At 41.2% G+C, this 20,200-nt stretch carries 23 protein-coding genes; 1 reads left to right on the top strand and 22 read right to left on the bottom strand.

The genetic code is table 11. From position 1 onward, the window contains the following. Positions 1-53: 53 nt before the first annotated feature. The 11 genes from JV16_RS06740 to JV16_RS06690 all read right to left on the bottom strand — a co-directional run bounded on the left by JV16_RS06740 (position 54) and on the right by JV16_RS06690 (position 9,725). On the bottom strand, positions 54-1,340 hold the full coding sequence (locus tag JV16_RS06740) for an adenylosuccinate synthase (protein WP_021094399.1): 1,287 nt from the start codon (positions 1,338-1,340) through the stop codon (positions 54-56). Positions 1,341-1,456: 116 nt separating this feature from the next. Next, a complete protein-coding gene (dnaB, locus tag JV16_RS06735) occupies positions 1,457-2,821 on the bottom strand; it encodes a replicative DNA helicase (protein ID WP_009361072.1) in 1,365 nt (454 codons plus the stop codon). A 76-nt stretch (positions 2,822-2,897) separates the two neighbouring features. Further along, the gene (rplI, locus tag JV16_RS06730) at positions 2,898-3,347 is read right to left on the bottom strand and encodes a 50S ribosomal protein L9 (protein ID WP_021094400.1); all 450 of its coding nucleotides are present in this window, start codon (positions 3,345-3,347) and stop codon (positions 2,898-2,900) included. Next, the gene (locus tag JV16_RS06725; RefSeq protein ID WP_042534887.1) at positions 3,344-5,317 is read right to left on the bottom strand and encodes a DHH family phosphoesterase; all 1,974 of its coding nucleotides are present in this window, start codon (positions 5,315-5,317) and stop codon (positions 3,344-3,346) included. The genes rplI and JV16_RS06725 overlap by 4 nt, the downstream gene beginning before the upstream one ends. A gap of 21 nt (positions 5,318-5,338) precedes the next feature. Continuing rightward, on the bottom strand, positions 5,339-6,271 hold the full coding sequence (locus tag JV16_RS06720; protein ID WP_021094402.1) for a YybS family protein: 933 nt from the start codon (positions 6,269-6,271) through the stop codon (positions 5,339-5,341). 60 nt (positions 6,272-6,331) lie between these two features. Beyond that, positions 6,332-6,568, bottom strand: a complete 237-nt coding sequence (gene rpsR, locus JV16_RS06715) for a 30S ribosomal protein S18 (RefSeq protein ID WP_003397568.1) — start codon at positions 6,566-6,568, stop codon at positions 6,332-6,334. 32 nt (positions 6,569-6,600) lie between these two features. Then, on the bottom strand, positions 6,601-7,092 hold the full coding sequence (gene ssb, locus JV16_RS06710) for a single-stranded DNA-binding protein (RefSeq protein ID WP_021094403.1): 492 nt from the start codon (positions 7,090-7,092) through the stop codon (positions 6,601-6,603). Between the two features lie 26 nt (positions 7,093-7,118). Next, on the bottom strand, positions 7,119-7,406 hold the full coding sequence (gene rpsF, locus JV16_RS06705; protein WP_009361077.1) for a 30S ribosomal protein S6: 288 nt from the start codon (positions 7,404-7,406) through the stop codon (positions 7,119-7,121). A 104-nt stretch (positions 7,407-7,510) separates the two neighbouring features. After that, positions 7,511-8,611, bottom strand: coding sequence for a redox-regulated ATPase YchF (gene ychF, locus JV16_RS06700; RefSeq protein ID WP_021094404.1), 1,101 nt, complete (start codon positions 8,609-8,611; stop codon positions 7,511-7,513). A gap of 20 nt (positions 8,612-8,631) precedes the next feature. Next, the gene (locus JV16_RS06695) at positions 8,632-8,808 is read right to left on the bottom strand and encodes a DUF951 domain-containing protein (protein WP_216367525.1); all 177 of its coding nucleotides are present in this window, start codon (positions 8,806-8,808) and stop codon (positions 8,632-8,634) included. A 41-nt stretch (positions 8,809-8,849) separates the two neighbouring features. Further along, positions 8,850-9,725, bottom strand: coding sequence for a mechanosensitive ion channel family protein (locus JV16_RS06690; protein ID WP_042534884.1), 876 nt, complete (start codon positions 9,723-9,725; stop codon positions 8,850-8,852). Positions 9,726-9,906: 181 nt separating this feature from the next. Here JV16_RS06690 and yyaC point away from each other — a divergent pair, with 181 nt between their 5' ends. Continuing rightward, positions 9,907-10,497: a spore protease YyaC gene (gene yyaC, locus JV16_RS06685; RefSeq protein ID WP_042534882.1), complete on the top strand. Its 591-nt coding sequence runs from the start codon at positions 9,907-9,909 to the stop codon at positions 10,495-10,497. Here the strand turns inward: yyaC and JV16_RS06680 are convergent. From JV16_RS06680 to rpmH, 11 genes are all read right to left on the bottom strand, one after another. Further along, a complete protein-coding gene (locus JV16_RS06680; RefSeq protein WP_042534880.1) occupies positions 10,489-11,193 on the bottom strand; it encodes a DUF554 domain-containing protein in 705 nt (234 codons plus the stop codon). The genes yyaC and JV16_RS06680 overlap by 9 nt on opposite strands. 13 nt (positions 11,194-11,206) lie before the next feature. Continuing rightward, positions 11,207-12,070, bottom strand: coding sequence for a ParB/RepB/Spo0J family partition protein (locus JV16_RS06675; RefSeq protein WP_042534878.1), 864 nt, complete (start codon positions 12,068-12,070; stop codon positions 11,207-11,209). After that, positions 12,063-12,824 (bottom strand): ParA family protein, encoded by a 762-nt coding sequence (locus JV16_RS06670; RefSeq protein WP_042534876.1) that lies wholly within the window; start codon positions 12,822-12,824, stop codon positions 12,063-12,065. Before JV16_RS06670 ends, JV16_RS06675 begins: the two co-directional genes overlap by 8 nt. Before the next feature lie 101 nt (positions 12,825-12,925). Next, positions 12,926-13,777 carry a nucleoid occlusion protein gene (noc, locus tag JV16_RS06665; RefSeq protein ID WP_042534874.1) on the bottom strand — a complete coding sequence of 284 codons (852 nt, stop codon included), beginning with the start codon at positions 13,775-13,777 and terminating at the stop codon, positions 12,926-12,928. 35 nt (positions 13,778-13,812) lie between these two features. Further along, positions 13,813-14,526, bottom strand: a complete 714-nt coding sequence (gene rsmG, locus JV16_RS06660; RefSeq protein ID WP_042534872.1) for a 16S rRNA (guanine(527)-N(7))-methyltransferase RsmG — start codon at positions 14,524-14,526, stop codon at positions 13,813-13,815. A 13-nt stretch (positions 14,527-14,539) separates the two neighbouring features. After that, entirely contained in the window at positions 14,540-16,429 is a 1,890-nt protein-coding gene (gene mnmG / locus JV16_RS06655) for a tRNA uridine-5-carboxymethylaminomethyl(34) synthesis enzyme MnmG (protein WP_042534871.1), read from the bottom strand. Positions 16,430-16,440: 11 nt separating this feature from the next. Next, positions 16,441-17,826 (bottom strand): tRNA uridine-5-carboxymethylaminomethyl(34) synthesis GTPase MnmE, encoded by a 1,386-nt coding sequence (gene mnmE / locus JV16_RS06650; RefSeq protein WP_042534869.1) that lies wholly within the window; start codon positions 17,824-17,826, stop codon positions 16,441-16,443. Between the two features lie 172 nt (positions 17,827-17,998). Next, positions 17,999-18,616: an RNA-binding cell elongation regulator Jag/EloR gene (jag, locus tag JV16_RS06645; RefSeq protein ID WP_042534867.1), complete on the bottom strand. Its 618-nt coding sequence runs from the start codon at positions 18,614-18,616 to the stop codon at positions 17,999-18,001. Beyond that, a complete protein-coding gene (spoIIIJ, locus tag JV16_RS06640; RefSeq protein WP_042534865.1) occupies positions 18,613-19,380 on the bottom strand; it encodes a YidC family membrane integrase SpoIIIJ in 768 nt (255 codons plus the stop codon). The genes jag and spoIIIJ overlap by 4 nt, the downstream gene beginning before the upstream one ends. 63 nt (positions 19,381-19,443) lie before the next feature. Beyond that, positions 19,444-19,782: a ribonuclease P protein component gene (gene rnpA, locus JV16_RS06635; protein WP_042534863.1), complete on the bottom strand. Its 339-nt coding sequence runs from the start codon at positions 19,780-19,782 to the stop codon at positions 19,444-19,446. A gap of 63 nt (positions 19,783-19,845) precedes the next feature. Further along, complete coding sequence (gene rpmH, locus JV16_RS06630; RefSeq protein ID WP_003397591.1) at positions 19,846-19,980, bottom strand: 50S ribosomal protein L34; 135 nt, start codon at positions 19,978-19,980, stop codon at positions 19,846-19,848. Positions 19,981-20,200 lie beyond the last annotated feature (220 nt).

Raw genomic sequence — 20,200 nt, 5'->3', positions numbered from 1 at the left:
ACAATAGTTTTTTTTTAAAAAAACGTCGACGAACGGGTCATCGACGTTTTTTCTTATGCATATACGTTACGGACAACATTCGTTTGAGAACGGTCTGGCCCGACAGAGAAAATAGAAAGTGGAATGCCTGTCAATTGCGAAATGCGTTCAACGTAATGGCGTGCGTTAGCTGGAAGTTCGTCTAAGCTTTTTACGCCAGTAATATCTTCTGTCCACCCTGGCAATTCTTCATATACAGGTTCGCATTCCGCTAGCACTTTTAAGCTTGCAGGAAACTCTTCTATGATCTGTCCTTTATATCGATAAGCGATGCAAATTTTTAACGTCTCAATACCTGTTAATACATCGATTGAGTTTAAAGATAAATCTGTAATCCCACTAACTCGGCGTGCATGGCGAACAACAACGCTATCGAACCAACCGACACGACGTGGGCGCCCTGTCGTCGTTCCATACTCGCGGCCTACTTCACGAATGCGGTCACCGATTTCATTGTTTAACTCCGTTGGAAACGGACCGTCACCGACACGTGTTGTATATGCTTTAGCTACACCAACAACATGTTTAATTTTTGTCGGACCAACACCTGCACCAATCGTTACCCCACCAGCCACAGGGTTAGATGAAGTAACGAACGGATACGTTCCTTGGTCAATATCTAACATGACGCCTTGGGCGCCTTCAAATAAAACACGACGTCCTTCATCGAGCGCATCGTTTAATACGACGGACGTATCGCAAACATACTTTGCGATTTGTTGCCCATATTCATAATATTCATCAAGAATGTGTTCTAGTTTAAATCCTTCAACACCGTACACTTTTTCAAAAAGTACGTTTTTCTCCGCTAAATTACGGGCTAATTTTTCTTCAAATACTTCACGGTCGAGCAAATCTGCGATGCGGATGCCGACACGTGCCGCTTTATCCATATAAGCAGGGCCAATTCCTTTTTTCGTCGTTCCGATTTTATTAGCCCCTTTTCGTTCTTCTTCTACTTCATCAAGCTTCAAATGATAAGGCAAAATCACATGGGCACGGTTGCTGATGCGCAAATTTTCCGTGCTTACACCGCGCTCGTGTAAATACGCTAATTCTTGCACAAGCGCTTTCGGATCAACAACCATTCCGTTTCCAATGACACAAATTTTATCTTTATAAAAAATGCCAGAAGGAATTAAATGTAATTTATACTTTTCGCCGTTAAATACAATTGTATGTCCGGCGTTATTTCCACCCTGATATCGTGCAATCACTTCTGCATGTTGTGATAAAAAGTCTGTAATTTTTCCCTTTCCTTCATCGCCCCATTGTGTTCCAACAACAACAACTGAAGACATGGCGAGCACCTCCGCTTCATCAATTCCAAACAAAGTAAGTGTACCAAATCAACTACGAAAAATCAATAAAAAACCGAACGTTTATATATGATTTTATGTTTTTTATTCGTATTCAATTAAGCTCCAGGCGGAACGTTTGCATCATCGAAGCGGCGCTCTAAGTTGACAAACTTGTTATACTCTTTAACAAAAGCAAGCTGTACAGTACCAACCGGACCGTTCCGTTGTTTTGCGATAATAATTTCAATGATGTTTTTGTTTTCCGATTCTTTATCGTAATAATCATCGCGATATAAAAAAGCAACAATATCCGCATCTTGCTCAATACTTCCCGATTCACGCAAGTCAGACATCATCGGGCGTTTATCTTGGCGCTGCTCTACGCTACGAGAAAGCTGTGATAAAGCAATGACAGGAACATCTAATTCACGAGCTAACGCTTTTAATGAGCGAGAAATTTCCGATACTTCTTGTTGACGATTTTCGCGGTTTCGTCCACTTCCTTGGATAAGCTGTAAGTAGTCGATTAATACCATTCCAAGTCCTTGTTCTTGTTTTAAGCGACGACACTTGGCACGAATTTCACTTACGCGAATGTTCGGCGTATCATCAATAAAAATACCAGCATTCGAAAGGCTTCCCATCGCCATCGTCAACTTTCCCCAGTCTTCCGGTGTCAGTTTGCCCGTCCGCAAGTTTTGAGCGTTAATGTTTCCTTCCGCACAAAGCATACGCATCACAAGCTGTTGCGCTCCCATTTCTAAGCTGAAAATGGCCACATTCTCACCTGTACGCGTCGCCACATTTTGCGCAATATTTAATGCAAATGCCGTCTTCCCGACAGATGGACGAGCAGCAACAATAATAAAATCGCTTCGTTGAAATCCAGCCGTCATTCGATCAAGCTCAATAAAACCGGTTGGGATTCCGGTGATTTCACCTTTACGATTATGGAGCATTTCAATATTGTCATATGCTTGAACGAGCACATCTTTTATATTTTGAAATCCGCTCGTATTTTTTCGTTGCGATACTTCTAAAATTTTTCGCTCCGCTTCATTTAACACATCTTCTACTTCATCTTCCCGCGTATAACCGTCTTGAGCAATAGATGTAGCTGTACGAATTAAACGGCGTAAAATAGATTTTTCTTCTACAATTTTCGCATAATATTGTACGTTTGCCGCCGTCGGAACAGCATTCGCTAGCTCGGTTAAGTATGAAACGCCCCCTATTTCTTCAAGGGCATTCGCATCTGCTAGTTCAGATGTAACGGTTACTAAATCGACTGGTTCACCACGATCAGATAGTTGCAACATCGTTCGGAAAATTTTTTGATGGGCAGCTCGATAAAAATCTTCGGGAATTAATATTTCTGAAGCGGTCGTGAGCGCGGATGGCTCCAATAAAATCGCTCCGAGCACAGCTTGCTCAGCTTCAATATTTTGTGGGGGGAGTCGATCAGCAAATACGTCGTTCATATACGCTCACCATCCTTTCTCATAAGAAAAATGTGATTATATGCACGGAAAAAATCCGGCATAAAATCACATTTCATTACTTTTGCTCTTGCACATGTACTTTTAATGTTGCAGTCACTTCTGGATGAAGCTTAATTGGTACATTCGTATATCCTAGCGCTCGAATCGCATCATCTAATTCAATTTTCCGTTTATCAATCTTAATGTCATGTTGTTGCTGGAGCGCCTCAGCAATTTGTTTGCTTGTGATCGAACCGAATAAACGGCCTCCCTCACCAGCTTTCGCAAACAACTCGACTGTCAACGTATCCATTTTTTCTTTCAATTGTTTTGCGCGAGCTAATTCTTCTTCCGCTTCTTTCTTTTGTTTATTTTTTTGCGCTTCTAACGCTTTTAAGTTCGCTGGAGTTGCTTCAATCGCCAGCCCTTGTTTAAATAAAAAGTTTTGCGCATAACCATCAGCAACGTTTTTTACTTCTCCTTTTTTCCCTTTTCCTTTCACGTCTTTTAAAAAGATGACTTTCATGTTTCTTTACCTCCTTCAATATATTCTCGAATGGCTGCTCGCAATCGTTTTTCCGCTTCGTCCATCGTTACATTGGCAAGCTGAGTCGCAGCATTCGTCAAATGGCCTCCGCCATCAAGCTTTTCCATAATTAACTGAACGTTGACATCTCCTAATGAACGAGCGCTAATTCCAATCGTTTGATCGTTTCGCTTCGAGATGACAAACGAAGCGACAACGCCATGCAAAGATAATAACGTATCCGCTGCTTGAGCAATTAAAACAGGGTCGTACGTTTCGTTCACATTTCCTTTCGCAATCGCGAAACCGTGTTCATCGATGATAGCGTTCTCAATTATTTTAGCACGTTTAACGTAATGCTCAATATTTTCTTTTAACAATTTTTGGACAAGTGTTGTATCCGCCCCTTGCGCACGTAAATATGAAGCGGCATCGAACGTCCGCGATCCTGTGCGCAACGTAAAACTTTTCGTATCAACAACAATGCCAGCTAATAAAGCTGTCGCCTCAAGCATAGAAAGCTTCGAACGTTTCGGTTGGTATTCTAACAATTCCGTCACTAACTCTGACGTTGATGACGCATACGGTTCCATATAAACAAGAATCGGATCTTGAATGAATTCTTCACCGCGACGATGATGATCAATGACTACAACCCGATCTAGTCGCAACAATAACCGTTCCTCAATCACTAGGGAAGGTTTATGTGTATCTACGACAACAAGCAACGTATCTTCTGTCGCTAACTCTAATGCTTGCTCAGGAGAAATAAAGCGAGACCAAAGTTCCGTCTGCTTTTTCACTTCCTCAAGCAACCGTTGTACTCCAGAGTCAATACGGCTCGTATCAATAATAATAAACGCTTCCTTTTGATTCATTTGGGCTACTTTTAAAATACCGATGGCAGCACCAATGGCGTCCATATCGGGATATTTATGTCCCATAATAAACACTTGCTCACTTTCTAAAATGAGCTCTTTTAGCGCATGCGATATGACACGGGCTCGGACTCTTGTCCGTTTCTCCATCGGATTCGTTTTTCCACCGTAAAATTTCACTTTGCCATTTGGTTGTTTAATCGCTACTTGGTCGCCACCACGCCCAAGCGCTAAATCTAAACTTGACTGAGCCAATGCTCCTAATTCCGGCAAAGAAGGAGAGTTTGTTCCAATACCGATACTTAACGTTAACGGCACATGATTTTTCGCTGTTTGTTCACGCACCTCATCTAAAACGGAAAATTTATTTTTCTCGAGCTGTTGTAAAATATGTTCGTTTAACACAGCGACAAATCGATCTGACGACGTCCGTTTTAAAAATAACCCATATTCGCTTGCCCATCTGTTTAAAATGGACGTCACTTGACTATTGAGCTGGCTTTTCTTTTGATCGTCCATCCCTTGCGTCACATCATCGTAATTGTCGAGAAAAATGACGCCTAATACGATTTTTTCTTGCTCGTATTTTTTCTCTAGTTCTGCTTGTTCAGTAATGTCAAAAAAGTAAAGTAACCGCTCTTCTCGACGAATGATTACTTTAAACGTTCGGTCACGTAACGTAATGACTTCTTCTGTCGCTTCTTTTTTCATTAACGGAACGAGTTGCTCAGCAACATCATATAACGATTGGCCGACTAACGTATCGACTCCAAAACAAGAGGATAAAAAGGTGTTTGTCCACTCGATTTCTAACTCATCGTTAATGAGCATAATGCCAATTGGCATACCCATTAACGCTTCTTCGCCAACTTTTTTAATGCGGTAAGAAAGAGTAGAAATATAATCTTCAATTTCCTCTTGGGCGACTTTATACGATCGAAATACGTGGAATAACGTAGGTCCAAGGAGCACAGCAGCAACTATCCCAATTACCCATTCAAAGTACGTCACGATAACAAGCAATATGAACGTAATACCGATCAAAACATACAAGGGATAGCGATGCCTCTGCTTTTCATACAAACTGGACATGAACGTCAGCTCCTTGCGTCATTAATCTTTCAACCTCTTTCGCAAATCAAATCCTAAATCAATTATACCTAATATTCGCACGAGGTGAAGTAAAAAAGGGAAAAATAGAGATAGAACAACAATCGCAATAGCGCCTTTACGTCCCATATGTTTATGATGCATCCAGTAGAAAATGAACGAGAACCCTTGGATCATCATAAGCAACTGTAAAATTTGAAATAAATTGATGAGCGCAACATAAAGAAATGAGCCGTGCCCGATCGGAAAAAATAATAAAAGCATTGTCGCTAAATAGTACCACAATAAGCTTTTTGGTAAAACGAGTTCCCGGAACGGTTGCCAGTTGCCAATCGGCATATTTAATCGCTTTAAAATAGGCAAAGCAGCTTGTTGAGTAATCCAAGCAAAACATGCAGCAGCGAAAACGAACGCAGTCGGCAATAAATCGATGACAACGTCCATCGTTTGTTTCATCGTTTTTTCAAATTGTTCGTTTGCTGGTTGCCCGATTGTTTCTAATATGGTTTGTGCACTTTGAAATGATTGTTGCATAATTTCTTCAATTTGTTTGCCAATGTGAATGTCAAAAAACAAAACAGAACTCGCATAAATGATGATCATACTGACTAAAAAAGAGAGCGTACCAACGAGTAAAACCGCGTATTTCCCACCGTGTTTTCGCCATACATGCCCCATGGCTACTCCGCTACTTGCAAACATAAACGTCATCGGAACAGAGAAAAGTGAACCGAACCAAATGGACGGAATAAATGATGTAGCAAGTAAAAATAAACCATTTTTATATGTATGGCGCATCGTAAATAAAAGAAATGGAATCGCTAAAAAAAACGTAGCAACCATCCCGAATACAGGCATATATAAACTAAGTAAAAGGAGCACAGTAAAAATGGCGAGTTGCACAGCCCCTTCTGTTAATACACGCGCGTTTTTCACTTTTTTCCCTCCTCGAAAACAAAAAGCAGTAAGGCTCCGTCCCCCTTACTGCTTTTCTTTTTATTCGCCCGCAACGTATGGTAATAAAGCCATTTGACGAGCACGCTTGATTGCAATTGTTAATTTACGTTGATATTTTGCGCTCGTACCTGTTACGCGACGAGGTAAAATTTTACCACGCTCAGAAATAAATTTCTTTAATGTGTCTACATCTTTGTAGTCGATGTGTGTAATTCCGTTTGCTGTAAAGTAGCAAACTTTACGACGTTTTGTGCGTCCACCTTTACGTCCTGCCATCGTATATCCTCCTTTCATTGATCGTGTGTATATTAAAACGGCAAATCATCATCCGATATATCGATTGGTTGTCCATCGTTCGCAAATGGATCATCATCAATTCGACTGAATCCGCTGCTACGTCCTTCGTTCGGGTTCTGATTTGATCCAAATGGAAACGGCTCGCCATAGCTGCCTGATGCCATGCCACGTTGCTCACCGCCACCTCGCGGCTCTAAAAACTGCACGCTATCAGCGACAACCTCTGTCACATACACTTTTCTTCCTTCTTGGTTTTCGTATGATCTCGTTTGAATTCGACCTTCTACTCCAGCTAAACTACCCTTTTTTAAGTAGTTTGCCACATTTTCAGCTTGCCGGCGCCAAACGATACAGTTAATGAAATCTGCTTCACGTTCACCTTGTTGGTTTGTATATGTTCGGTTCACCGCTAGCGTAAACGTGGCAACAGCAACTCCATTTGGAGTATAGCGTAATTCTGGATCTTTCGTCAGTCTTCCGACGAGAATTACGCGATTAATCATCAGAACCACTCCTATTCATGAGGAAATTATTCTTCTTCCTTCACGACGATATGACGAATGATATCTTCGCTGATGCGTGCTAAACGGTCAAACTCTTGAACTGCCGCTGGCTTCGCAACAACGTTCAAAATCATGTAGTAACCGTCACGGAATTTTTCAATTTCATAAGCGAGACGACGCTTACCCCATTCTTTTACGTTTGTAATTTCCGCACCGTTTTCAGTTAACACGTTATTAAAACGCTCAACAACTGCTTTTCTCGCTTCTTCTTCCATGTTCGGACGGATAATGTACATAATTTCGTACTTTCTCATCACAGTCACCTCCTTTTGGTCTACACGGCTCTGTACAGAGCAAGGAGCAATATATCATTACTCACATTTGATAATTATATCACGAACACCTTTCATATGCAAGATTAGACGTTGAAACGGAAATGAATAATATCGCCATCTTGCACTTCGTAATCTTTGCCTTCTAATCGTACTTTTCCTGCTTCACGAGCAGCGGCCATCGATCCTGCTGCAACTAAGTCTTCATACGATACTGTTTCTGCACGAATAAATCCTCGTTCAAAATCAGAATGAATAATGCCTGCGCATTGCGGTGCCTTCATTCCTTTACGGAACGTCCATGCACGCACTTCTTGCTCACCCGCTGTAAAATATGTTGCTAGTCCAAGCAAGCTATATGATGCACGAATAAGTTGGTCTAAACCGGATTGTTCGATGCCAAGCTCTTGTAAAAACATTTCTTTTTCTTCATCGTCTAACTCCGCCATCTCGGCCTCAACTTTTGCGCAAACGACGATCACTTCTGCGTTATCCTCTTTTGCGAATGCTTTTACTTGTTGGACGTACTCATTGTTGTTCGGATCAGCTAAATCTTCTTCCCCAACGTTCGCAACATACAACATCGGTTTAATCGTTAATAAATGCAATTGCTTTACGACTTTCATTTCTTCTTCTGTAAACGAAAGCGTTCTAGCTGGTTTTCCTGCTTCAAACGTTTCCTTCAAGCGACTTAAAATGTCGTATTCGAATACCGCTTCTTTATCTTTTTGTTTAGCCATTTTCCCAACGCGATCGATTCGCTTATCTACTGTTTCTAAATCGGCAAAAATAAGCTCTAAATTAATCGTTTCAATATCGGCAATCGGATCGACTTTTCCAGCCACATGCGTAATATTTTCATCAGAAAAACAACGAACAACTTGGCAAATCGCATCGACTTGACGAATGTGAGATAAAAACTTATTTCCTAATCCTTCACCTTTGCTCGCACCTTTTACAATTCCAGCAATATCCGTAAACTCAAATACCGTTGGAACAGTACGTTTTGGATTAAATAGTTTTGTCAACGTTTTTAGCCGCTCATCTGGCACTTCAACGATCCCGACGTTTGGTTCAATCGTACAAAACGGATAGTTGGCAGATTCGGCACCTGCTTTTGTAATCGCATTAAACAACGTTGATTTTCCGACGTTTGGAAGACCAACAATTCCTGCTGTTAAACCCATCATCATACTCCTCTCTTCATCTACTCCTCATGTTTGACAAGCACTTTTTTCATTTTTCGCTCGAATTCTTTCCGCGGTAACAAAACGCTGTGCCCGCATCCTTCACATTTAATGCGAATATCCATGCCCATTCGAATGATTTTCCAACGATTTGTCCCGCAAGGATGCTCCTTTTTCATTTCGACGATATCATGCATGCCATACTCTTTATTCAATATAGCACACTCCTTTCCGATGTTTAAGCACGTTCCGCTTGTTGTTCACGATTATAAAGAACTAAACGAGGAAACGGAATTTCAATGCCACGCTCGTCCAAACGAAGCTTAATTTCTTTTCGCAAGGCGCGAGCAATATGCCAATGACGCATCGGCTTCGTTTCGCACGTAATGCGCATGACCACTTCAGACGGTCCTAAATTTTGTACGCCTAACAATTCTGGCGTGCTCACAATATCTTCATATTTGCTTGGCATTTCTTGTAATACTTCGCGAATCACAGCTTCCGCCTTCTCTAAATCACCTTCATAAGCAATACTTACATCAACAACTGCTACGCTATTATTTAAAGAAAAGTTTGTCACTTGCGTAATCGTCCCGTTCGGCAAAATATGCACTTCACCCGTAAAGCTTTTCAGTTTCGTTGTACGCAAACCGATTTCTTCTACATGTCCTTCAAATGTCCCGATACGTACATAATCTCCAACCGCAAATTGATCTTCAAGAATAATAAAAAACCCCGTGATAATATCGCGAACAAGGTTTTGTGCTCCGAAACCAACAGCAAGCCCAACGATGCCAGCGCCAGCTAAAATGGCACGAATATCGACGCCAACAGCATCTAAAATCATCATAAACGTAATAAAGTAAATGCTATACGTAGCCATATTGTTCAATAAGCGCATCAATGTTGCTTCTCTTCGTTCAGATAATCGGAGCGGTGCTTTTTGCCGAACGGCAAAAAACTTCGCGATCGTTAATTTAACAACCTTCAGCAAAATTGATGCTACGAGAATGATCGCCATCATTTTAAACAAACTGACACCGACTGTGACGAGCCAGTCACCTTCCAATATTTTCTCAACAACACGAACGTATACTTTTTTGATTTGCTCCATTTAAACACCTCCACCGTGGCAAAATGACCTATACAAGCTCCCTTGTTTACGCATAAGTTATTGTAACAGTATTTTGCTTACATTTGTAGCGCGTGAACTTTCTAGGACGTTCAATGTATATATATTCACATTTTTCCGTATACTGTTACCATGTCATTTAATCGGAGGAGGGAACGGACGTATGCAAAACAAATTTTTTTACGATGAACCGAATGCGGCATCCCAACTTGCATCATCGATTTTATATTTACTTCCAACTTCTACACATACACCTGTCGTCATCATTTGCATCGGTACCGATCGTTCGACTGGCGATTCACTCGGTCCACTTGTCGGCACAATGCTCGAGCAAAAAGGATCGTTGCCGTTTTATGTGTATGGAACGTTAAAAGATCCAATTCATGCCGTTAATTTAGAAGAAAAGCTAAAAGACATTCAACAACAACATAAACAGGCATTCATTATCGCTGTTGATGCTTGTCTCGGGCGCGTGAAAAACATCGGGATGGTTACAATTGAAAAAGGTCCATTAAAACCAGGAGCGGCTGTCAATAAAAATCTCCCTTCTGTCGGTGATGCCCACATTACCGGAATTGTCAATGTGAGCGGATTTATGGAATTTTTCGTGCTACAAAACACCCGACTTCATTTAGTAATGAATATGGCAGAAACAATTGCAACAGGCATTTATGAAGCTGGAATGCAACTGAAAAAACAACAACGATTTGCGTCGTTGAAAGTGAACGAACTGAAATATAAACTATCAGAATAACATATGCATGAAAGCAACAATTAACGCATTGATTAAAATACTTGGTAATAAGTTTGCGACACGAACAGATGTAAGATTTAACATGTTTAACCCAATCGCAATAATTAAAATTCCGCCTGTTGCGGTCGATTCAGCAATAAATGCTTCAAGGGCGCTTGATGGAATGAACTGATTAATTTGCGTAGCCAGTAAGGCAATCGATCCTTGATAAACGACAACGGGAATGGCTGAGAAAATAACGCCGATGCCAAACGTAGCGGTTAAGATGATGCTCGCAAAGCCGTCTAAAATCGATTTTGTATATAGTACAAGATGATCGCCTCTTAACCCGCTATGTAGCGCACCGACGATAGCCATCGAACCAACGACAAACAGAAGCGTGGCACTAACAAACCCTTTAGAGATTGCCCCTTCTGCTCCGTATCCTATTTTTCTTTCCACCCATTTTCCTAACCTTTCAAGCTTTTCTTCAATATCCCATATTTCCCCTAGCACTCCACCAAAAACTAAACTAATAATGACAATTAAAAATTGATCACTTTCTAATCCCATTTTTACGCCGAGCACGACGACGGAAAGCCCAATTCCGTTCATTACCGTTGATTTTACGCGCTCTGGGATATTTTTGAACATAGCACCTAACAGAGATCCAATAATAATACATATTCCGTTAACAAGCGTACCGAGTAAAGCCAACTAATTTCACATCCTATTCGTCCATTTGTTCATCGTACGCATTTAACAGTTGCAAAATACGCGTCAAATCTTCTTCTGAGAAAAATTCGATTTCGATTTTCCCTTTTTTTCGATGCTTTTTAATACATACTGCTGTTCCTAAACGCTCGCGCAATAACGCTTCACTTTGTGCCAAAAATAAATTTTTTTCCTCTTTCTTTTTCGATGTTTCACGTGGAACATTTTTGTTTAGTTGCTGAATAAGTGCCTCGAGTTGTCGGACATTAAGCGATTCTTGCATGACTCGTTGAATAACAGCTGCAAGCTTTTGTTTGTTTTTTAATGCAAGTAACGCCCGACCGTGTCCCATCGATAATGTACCTTCTTCAATCATTTGCTGAACATCACTTGGAAGTGAAAGAAGCCGAAGGTGGTTCGCAATATGCGGTCGGCTCTTTCCTACACGTTTCGCTAACTCTTCTTGCGTTAATTTGCATCGCGTAAGCAATAATTGATAGGCTGTTGCTTCTTCAATTGGATTTAAATCTTCACGCTGTAAATTTTCAAGTAATGCAATCTCCATCATTTTTTCATCCGAAAGTTCACGCACAACCGCTGGAACAGTTTTCATTCCTGCTAATTGCGCTGCTCGAAAGCGCCGCTCACCGACGACAATTTCATACCCTTTGATCGTCTGACGAACGATGAGCGGTTGGACGATCCCATGTTCCATAATCGATTGCTTTAATTCTTCTAGCGCTTGTTCATCGAACGTTTTGCGCGGTTGATATGGGTTAGGACGAAGTTGTTGAATATCGATTTCTTGAACCGTTTCCCCTTTTTCTGCTTCCAAGTTAGTAAAAAGAGCATGAATGCCTTTTCCGAGCCCTTTAGCCATTTGCGATCACCTCTTTGGCAAAGTCTGCGTATACTTCCGCTCCCCGCGATTTCGCATCATACAAAATAATTGGCTTCCCGTGGCTTGGTGCCTCACTTAGTCGTACATTGCGCGGGATAATCGTTTCATACACTTTTTCACGGAAATACTTCTTAACTTCTTGAATCACTTGAATACCAAGGTTTGTGCGCGCATCAAACATCGTGAGCAATACACCCTCGATGCGTAAATTCGAATTTAAATGTTTTTGCACGAGACGAATCGTATTTAATAGTTGACTCAATCCTTCCAATGCGTAATATTCACATTGCACAGGAATTAATACTGTATCTGCTGAAGTTAACGCATTAATCGTCAACAATCCGAGGGAAGGTGGACAGTCGATAATAATAAAATCATACATATCTTTCACCGGACTTAATGCTTTTTGTAAGCGCACTTCCCTTGAAACGATTGGAACGAGCTCAATCTCAGCTCCTGCTAATTGAATGGTGGCAGGAATAATATGCAATCGCTCAATATTTGTCGGGCGAATGACTTGACGTACATCCACTTCCTCAACTAACAAGTCATATGCACATTGTTCAATTTCATGTTTTTCCACACCAATGCCACTTGTCGCATTTCCTTGCGGATCAATATCGACAAGTAACGTTTTCTTCCCCATATGAGCTAAACACGCCGATAAATTTACCGCCGTTGTCGTTTTGCCAACACCGCCTTTTTGATTGGCAATCGCAATAATTTTCCCCACAACGCTCCCCATCCTTTACCTATAATACTTTTATTGTATCATGAATTTTTCAATATTTTCATATACAAAAAGAAAACCTCATCGTCGTTTTTGATGAGGTGTTATTTTTGTCTTTTCGGGATGCGGATTGTAATTTGGTAATAGTCTTCAAACTCTTCTTCTTCTGAATCAATAGCTACACCACTATCAGCGACCATCGTTAACGACTGACGAATCGTATTGACAGCGATACGCATATCTTTACTCAACGATTTTCGCTTCGGTTTCGGGCGTTTTTCATTTGCATCTCCTTCTAGCATTTTTGCGACTCGATCTTCTGTTTGTTTCACGTTTAGTTGCTTTTCGATAATTTCTTCAAGCAACTTTAACTGTTTATCGTAATCTTTTAACGCAATTAAAGCACGAGCATGCCTTTCTGTAATTTGACGTTGTAATAATGCGTCTTGTACTTCTTGAGGCAGCTTTAATAAGCGAAGTTTGTTAGCAATCGTCGATTGTCCTTTTCCGAGCCGTTGCGCTAACGCTTCTTGCGTTAAATGATGCAATTCTAGCAAGCGAGCATAAGCCATCGCCTCTTCAATAGGCGTCAATTCTTCCCGCTGTAAGTTTTCAATTAAAGCAACAGAAGCTGTTTCCGTATCGTTTAAATTTTTAATAATGGCAGGGATATCCGTCCAGCCAAGCTTTTGTGCCGCCCGCCATCTTCGTTCCCCGGCAATAATTTCAAACTTCCCATCTTCACATTCTCGAACGACAATTGGCTGAATCATTCCATGTGTTCGAATCGTTTGAGCAAGCTCGTCAATTTTATCTTCAACAAAAATGGTCCGCGGCTGAAAACGGTTTGGGACAATTTGTGAAATAGCGATTCGCTTTATTTCTTCATTTGGTACAACGATTTCTTCTTGCTCTTTCTCACCAAAGCTAAAAAAGCGCGAAAAAGGATGCTTCATTTCCCCCTGACACCACCTTTGAGAACTCAAAACATTCATTCAATTGGAAGTTTGTTTGGTACCCCTGGTTTGCGTGGATATTTCTTCGGTGTTTTTCGTCTCTTTTCAACAAAAACAATCGCTCGTTCGCTTTCCTCAATCGGCAATAAAAATTGTTCTACTTTTGTCACTTCGCCGCCTAGCACGCGGATCGCTGTGCTCCCTTGCTCAAGCTCTTCGTGTGCTGATGCTCCTTTCATCGCGATAAACGTCCCGCCTACTTTTACAAGCGGTAAACAAAGTTCACTTAGCACAGACAAACGAGCAACCGCACGAGCCATCACGACATCAAACGACTCTCGAACCGTTTTTTGTCCAAACGTTTCAGCACGATCGTGATAAAAAGCTACTCCTTCAAGCTGAAGTTGTGCAGCTAAATGATTTAGAAACGTAATTCGTTTTTGCAATGAATCGACAATTGATACATGTAAGTGAGGAAAGCAAATTTTTAACGGTATGCTCGGAAACCCTGCCCCCGCCCCAACATCGCAAATGGATAACGGCCGCGAGAAGTCGTAATAAAAAGCAGGTGTAATGGAATCGAAAAAATGTTTTAAATATACGCCTTCTTTGTCTGTAATAGCCGTTAAGTTCATTTTTTCATTCCATTCGACAAGCAATTGATAATATGTTTCGAATTGAGCGAGTTGTTGAGGAGAAAGCAAAATTCCTTTCTCCTCTAACATTTGTTTAAATACATTTACATCCATCATTCATCCCTCTTTATTCATTTGACACGCGTGCGATTTTTCCCTGCTCCAAATAAACTAATAAAATTGAAATATCCGCTGGATTGACTCCCGAGATGCGCGATGCTTGTGCAATTGAAAGCGGACGAACTTGTTTTAATTTTTGTCGCGCCTCTGTCGCCAACCCTGTAATCGCATCGTAATCAATGTCTTCTGGAATTTTTTTATTCTCCATTTTCTTTAATTTTTCAACTTGTTGTAGCGATTTTTCAATATACCCTTCGTACTTAATTTGAATTTCTACTTGTTCCGCTACTTCAGGATCAATCGGTTGTTCTCCCGGTGCAATCATTTGAATATGCTCATACGTCATTTCTGGACGCTTTAACAAGTCAGCTGCTCGAATGCCGTCTTTTAACTCGCTTCCCCCAACGTGACGAATCATTTCTTGCACTTGCGGCGTCGGTTTAATAATGTACGATTTTAAACGTTTCTTTTCCGCTTCGATCGCTTCTTTTTTCGCTACAAACTTTTCGTATCGCTCTTGGGAAATTAGTCCGAGTTTATAACCAATCTCCGTTAAACGTAAATCTGCGTTGTCATGACGCAATAAAAGACGATATTCCGCACGAGATGTTAACAGGCGGTACGGCTCGTTCGTTCCCTTTGTAACAAGATCGTCAATTAAAACGCCAATATATGCTTCTGAGCGACTTAAAATTAACTCCTCTTTTCCGAGCGCTTTGCATGCCGCATTAATGCCGGCAATAAGCCCTTGACCAGCCGCCTCTTCATATCCTGATGTCCCATTAATTTGTCCTGCTGTATATAACCGTTGAACGACCTTCGTTTCTAACGTTGGCCACAGTTGCGTTGGAACGATCGCATCGTATTCAATCGCATAGCCAGCTCGCATGAGTTGCGCTTTTTCCAACCCCGGTATTGTCGCTAACATTTGGCGTTGAATATGCTCCGGCAAGCTTGTAGACAATCCTTGTACATACACTTCTTTCGTATGTCTTCCTTCTGGCTCAAGGAAAATTTGGTGACGTGGCTTGTCATGGAAACGAACAATTTTATCTTCAATCGATGGACAGTAGCGCGGACCTGTCCCTTTAATCATCCCTGAATACATCGGTGACAAATGTAAATTTTCATCGATAATTCGGTGCGTCTCCTCTGTCGTATAAGTAAGCCAACAAGGGAGCTGATCGGTAATATATTGTGTCGTCTCATATGAAAATGCGCGCGGCACTTCATCGCCTGGCTGAATTTCTGTTTTGCTGTAGTCGATCGTATGGCTATTGACACGCGGTGGCGTCCCCGTTTTAAAACGAACCAATTCAAAACCGAGTTCCTCTAAATGTTCTGAAAGCTTAATTGATGGCTGCTGATTGTTCGGACCACTCGAATACTTAATGTCCCCGATAATGATCTCACCGCGTAAAAACGTTCCTGTCGTAATGACGACAGCCTTGGCATGATAGCGAGCACCTGTATGCGTAATAACTCCTTTACATACACCGTCTTCTACGATTAATTTTTCTACTTTTCCTTGCAATAATGTTAAATTCTCTTGATTTTCTAGCGTTTTTTTCATTTCTTGTTGATATAAAAATTTATCTGCTTGTGCACGTAACGCCCGCACAGCCGGCCCTTTTCCTGTATTCAACATACGCATTTGAATATGCGTTTTGTCGATATTTTTCCCCATTTCTCCGCCTAATGCGTCAATTTCGCGAACGACGATACCTTTCGCAGGGCCACCGATCGATGGGTTACATGGCATAAAAGCAATCATATCGAGATTGAGTGTGATCACTAACGTACTTGCTCCCATGCGCGCAGCAGCAAGCGCTGCTTCACATCCTGCATGCCCAGCACCTACAACGATGACATCATAAGATCCTGCCTCGTAATGCATAAATACCCTCCTTATTTTCCTAAACAAAATTGTGCAAACAATTGATCAATTAAGCTTTCGTGCACCGTATCTCCAATGATTTCCCCTAACAATTCCCACGCTCTCGTTAAATCAATTTGCACGATGTCGATTGGCATATCTGCTTCGATGCCGTGAATCGCTTCTTCGATCGCTTTTTTCGCTTGCGTCAATAACGCAATATGACGCGAGTTTGATACATACGTTAAGTCGCGCGCTTCCACATCTCCGCTGAAAAATAATGAGGCAATCGCCTCTTCTAGTTGGTCGATTCCCTTTTCTTCTAACAGCGATGTTGTAATGATTGGTGCGCCTTGCGCCAATTGCTGTACTCGCTCCATATCAATTCGTTTCGGTAAATCTGTTTTATTAACAATGACAATAACATCCATCCCTTTGACCGCTTCGAACAATCGTTCATCTTCTTCCGTTAACGGTTCGTTATAGTTGAGGACGAGTAAAATTAAGTCTGCCTCTTTTAACACTTTCCGTGATCGCTCGACCCCAATTCGTTCAACAATATCTTCTGTTTCACGAATACCTGCTGTATCTAATAGACGGAGCGGTACACCGCGAACGTTGACGTACTCCTCAATGACATCTCTTGTTGTACCTGGAATGTCGGTGACAATCGCTCGGTTTTCGTGGGCCAAGCTGTTTAATAGCGACGATTTCCCAACATTCGGTCGCCCGACAATGACTGTCGCTAATCCGTCTCGTAACACTTTTCCTTGTTGTGCTGTTTGTAACAGTCGCTCAATTTCGTTTTTCACTTCTGTTGCCTTTTCAAGCAACAATCGATGCGTCATTTCTTCGACATCGTCGTATTCGGGGTAATCAATATTTACTTCGACATGTGCCAACGTCTCTAAAATTGTTTGACGTAATCGACGAATGAGTTTCGATAAACGTCCTTCCATTTGGTTCAATGCGACAGCCATCGCTCGATCGGTTTTTGCACGAATTAAATCCATTACCGCTTCTGCTTGTGATAAATCGATACGCCCGTTTAAAAAAGCTCTTTTTGTAAATTCTCCGGGTTGTGCTAGACGAGCTCCATGTGCTAACACGAGCTGAAGCACGCGATTAACAGAAACAAGCCCCCCGTGGCAATTAATTTCAACAACATCTTCACGTGTAAACGTTTTTGGAGCTCTCATCACTGTGACCATCACTTCTTCAACAATTTCTTTCGTCTCTGGATGCACAATGTGCCCGTAATGGATTGTGTGAGATGGGACGTCTTTTAGTTTCTTCCCCCCAACACCGACAAACAGTTGATCAACAATTTTTATCGCTTCATCCCCACTTAAACGGACGATCGCAATCGCCCCTTCACCCATCGGAGTTGAAATCGCTGCAATTGTATCAAATTCCATCTTGTTCACCTTCTTTCATAAAAACAAAAATATCCACAATCTATATCATGTATGTTTTCCTCACAATGATAATCAAATAAATTTTAACTTATCCACATGTGAATAACAACATACACGTAACGTTTCAATTGACAAAAAAAATTCTCTAGGAACGACTTCCCCTAGAGAATGTTTATCGTTTTAGTGAAATAACGACATGACGATACGGCTCCGCCCCAGCTGAAAACGTTTGTATCCTTTCATCATCGCTTAACGCTGTATGAATGACTTTCCGTTCCCATGCACTCATTGGCTCTAACGAAATATCTTGTCCCGTTTGGATTGCTTTTTTCGCCATATTTTTCGCTAAACGAACGAGCGTCTCTTCTCTTCGTTTCCGATACCCTTCCGCATCAATCACAACATGAAGCGGACGATCGGTGCAACGGTTTAAAACTCCTTGCGCCAATAATTGTAAAGCGTTAAGTGTTTGACCGTGTCTTCCGATTACTCGTGCTACATCTTGCCCCGAAAGCGAGACAACGAAACGATCTCCTTCCGCTTGACAAGAAAGATTGACACGTACATTCATTTGTTCAATCACATGTTTTAAAAACGATTCCACACAAAAAAACGGGTTGCTAATCGTTACTTCAACGACCGCTTCTTTTCCGCCGAACAAGCCAAGAAACGGCCTTTTTTCTTGTTGAACAACAACAATATCGACCGCTTCTTTCGGCACATGTAATTGCGCTAACGCTTTTTCCACTGCCTCTTCTACCGTTTGGCCACCCATCGTCACTCGTTTCACTTTCCTGTTCCCCCAGCTTGTTTTGTTGCTTTTAAGTCTGGTCCTTTAATGAAATACGTTTGTGCAATCATAAACAAGTTTCCGACAACCCAATAAAGTGAGAGGGCAGCTGGAAAGTTAATGGCAAATACAACGACCATAATTGGCATTAACCAAAGCATCATTGCCAGTTGCGGATTTTGTTGTTCCGTGCCCGCCATCATCATCTTTTGTTGGATAAATGTCGTTACCCCTGCGACAAGCGGCAGGATAAAGAACGGGTCTTTTTCCCCTAAGTCAAACCATAAAAAGTTATGGCGTGCAATTTCTTCTGTACGCATAATAGCGTGGTAAAATCCAATTAAAATCGGCATTTGAATGAATAACGGCAAACACCCTGCTAACGGATTCACACCGTGCTTTTGGAAAAGCAACATCGTTTCTTGTTGCAGTTTTTGTTGCGTTTGCGCATCTTTTGAACTATATTTTTCACGAAGTTTTTGTAGTTCTGGTTGTAACGCTTGCATTGCTTTGGAACTTCTCGTTTGTTGAATCATCAACGGCAAGATAGCTAGGCGAATTAAAATCGTAACGACAATAATCCCTAAACCGTAATTGGAGCCAAACAACTCAGACATGTATGTGATTAACCAAGATAGTGGGTAAACGATGTACTCGTTCCAAAATCCTTTACTTTCTGCAGTAATTGGCTGGTTAATTTCTGAACATCCTGCTAACACAACAGCAAGAAGTAAAAACAGCCATGCGACTTGCCTTTTTTTCACTCGTTTTTCCCCCTTACTTTATACGTTCCACGAAATATTTTAACATATCGCTCGTCCAAACATTTAATGAAAAACGTTCGCCCGCCTCAAAACATGCAATAAACTTTTTTTTACCTCTTCATACCCCATCGTAGCTACTGGCATTCGCGCAATAATGACATAGTCTTTTCCCGCTTCGATCCGATCACGTTCTTCGTGAAACACTTGGCGAATATAACGTTTCACGCGATTTCGAACGACTGCTTTTCCGATCTTTTTGCTAACGGATAATCCGATACGAAAATAACATTGTCCCGGTTGATCTAAAACGTATAAGACAAACTGCCGATTCGCTACCGATGTTCCTCGTTGAAATACTTCTTGAAATTCATCATTTTTTTTTATGCGATATTTTTTTTTCATGTGTCCCAATCACACCTCGATCGTAACTCCCGTTAGAAAAAAGACCACTGATCGTTCAGTGGCCTATGCAGATAATACTTTTCTTCCTTTACGACGACGGCGAGCAAGAACTTTTCTTCCGTTCTTTGTGCTCATGCGCGCACGGAAACCGTGTACTTTACTACGCTTCCGCTTATTTGGTTGATACGTTCTTTTCATATATGACACCTCCCTGAGGAATAACTGTTAAAAGACAGTCTTTCTAATTATAGTGAGAAATTTAGAGAAATGTCAACTACTCCAGGAGTATCTTTTTTTGACTATGTTGTGATTATTGTTGTGGATAAAATTTTTGTCGTTTTTTTCGTATCCACAACATTTATCGACAAGTTTTTCACATCTTATAACCTTGTGGATAAATTTTTTTCACATCTTTTTC

The organism is Anoxybacillus ayderensis, assembly GCF_000833605.1.
Taxonomy (GTDB): domain Bacteria; phylum Bacillota; class Bacilli; order Bacillales; family Anoxybacillaceae; genus Anoxybacillus; species Anoxybacillus ayderensis.
Note: the sequence above shows the minus strand (reverse complement) of the source record. Positions and strands in the feature narration are given on the sequence as shown.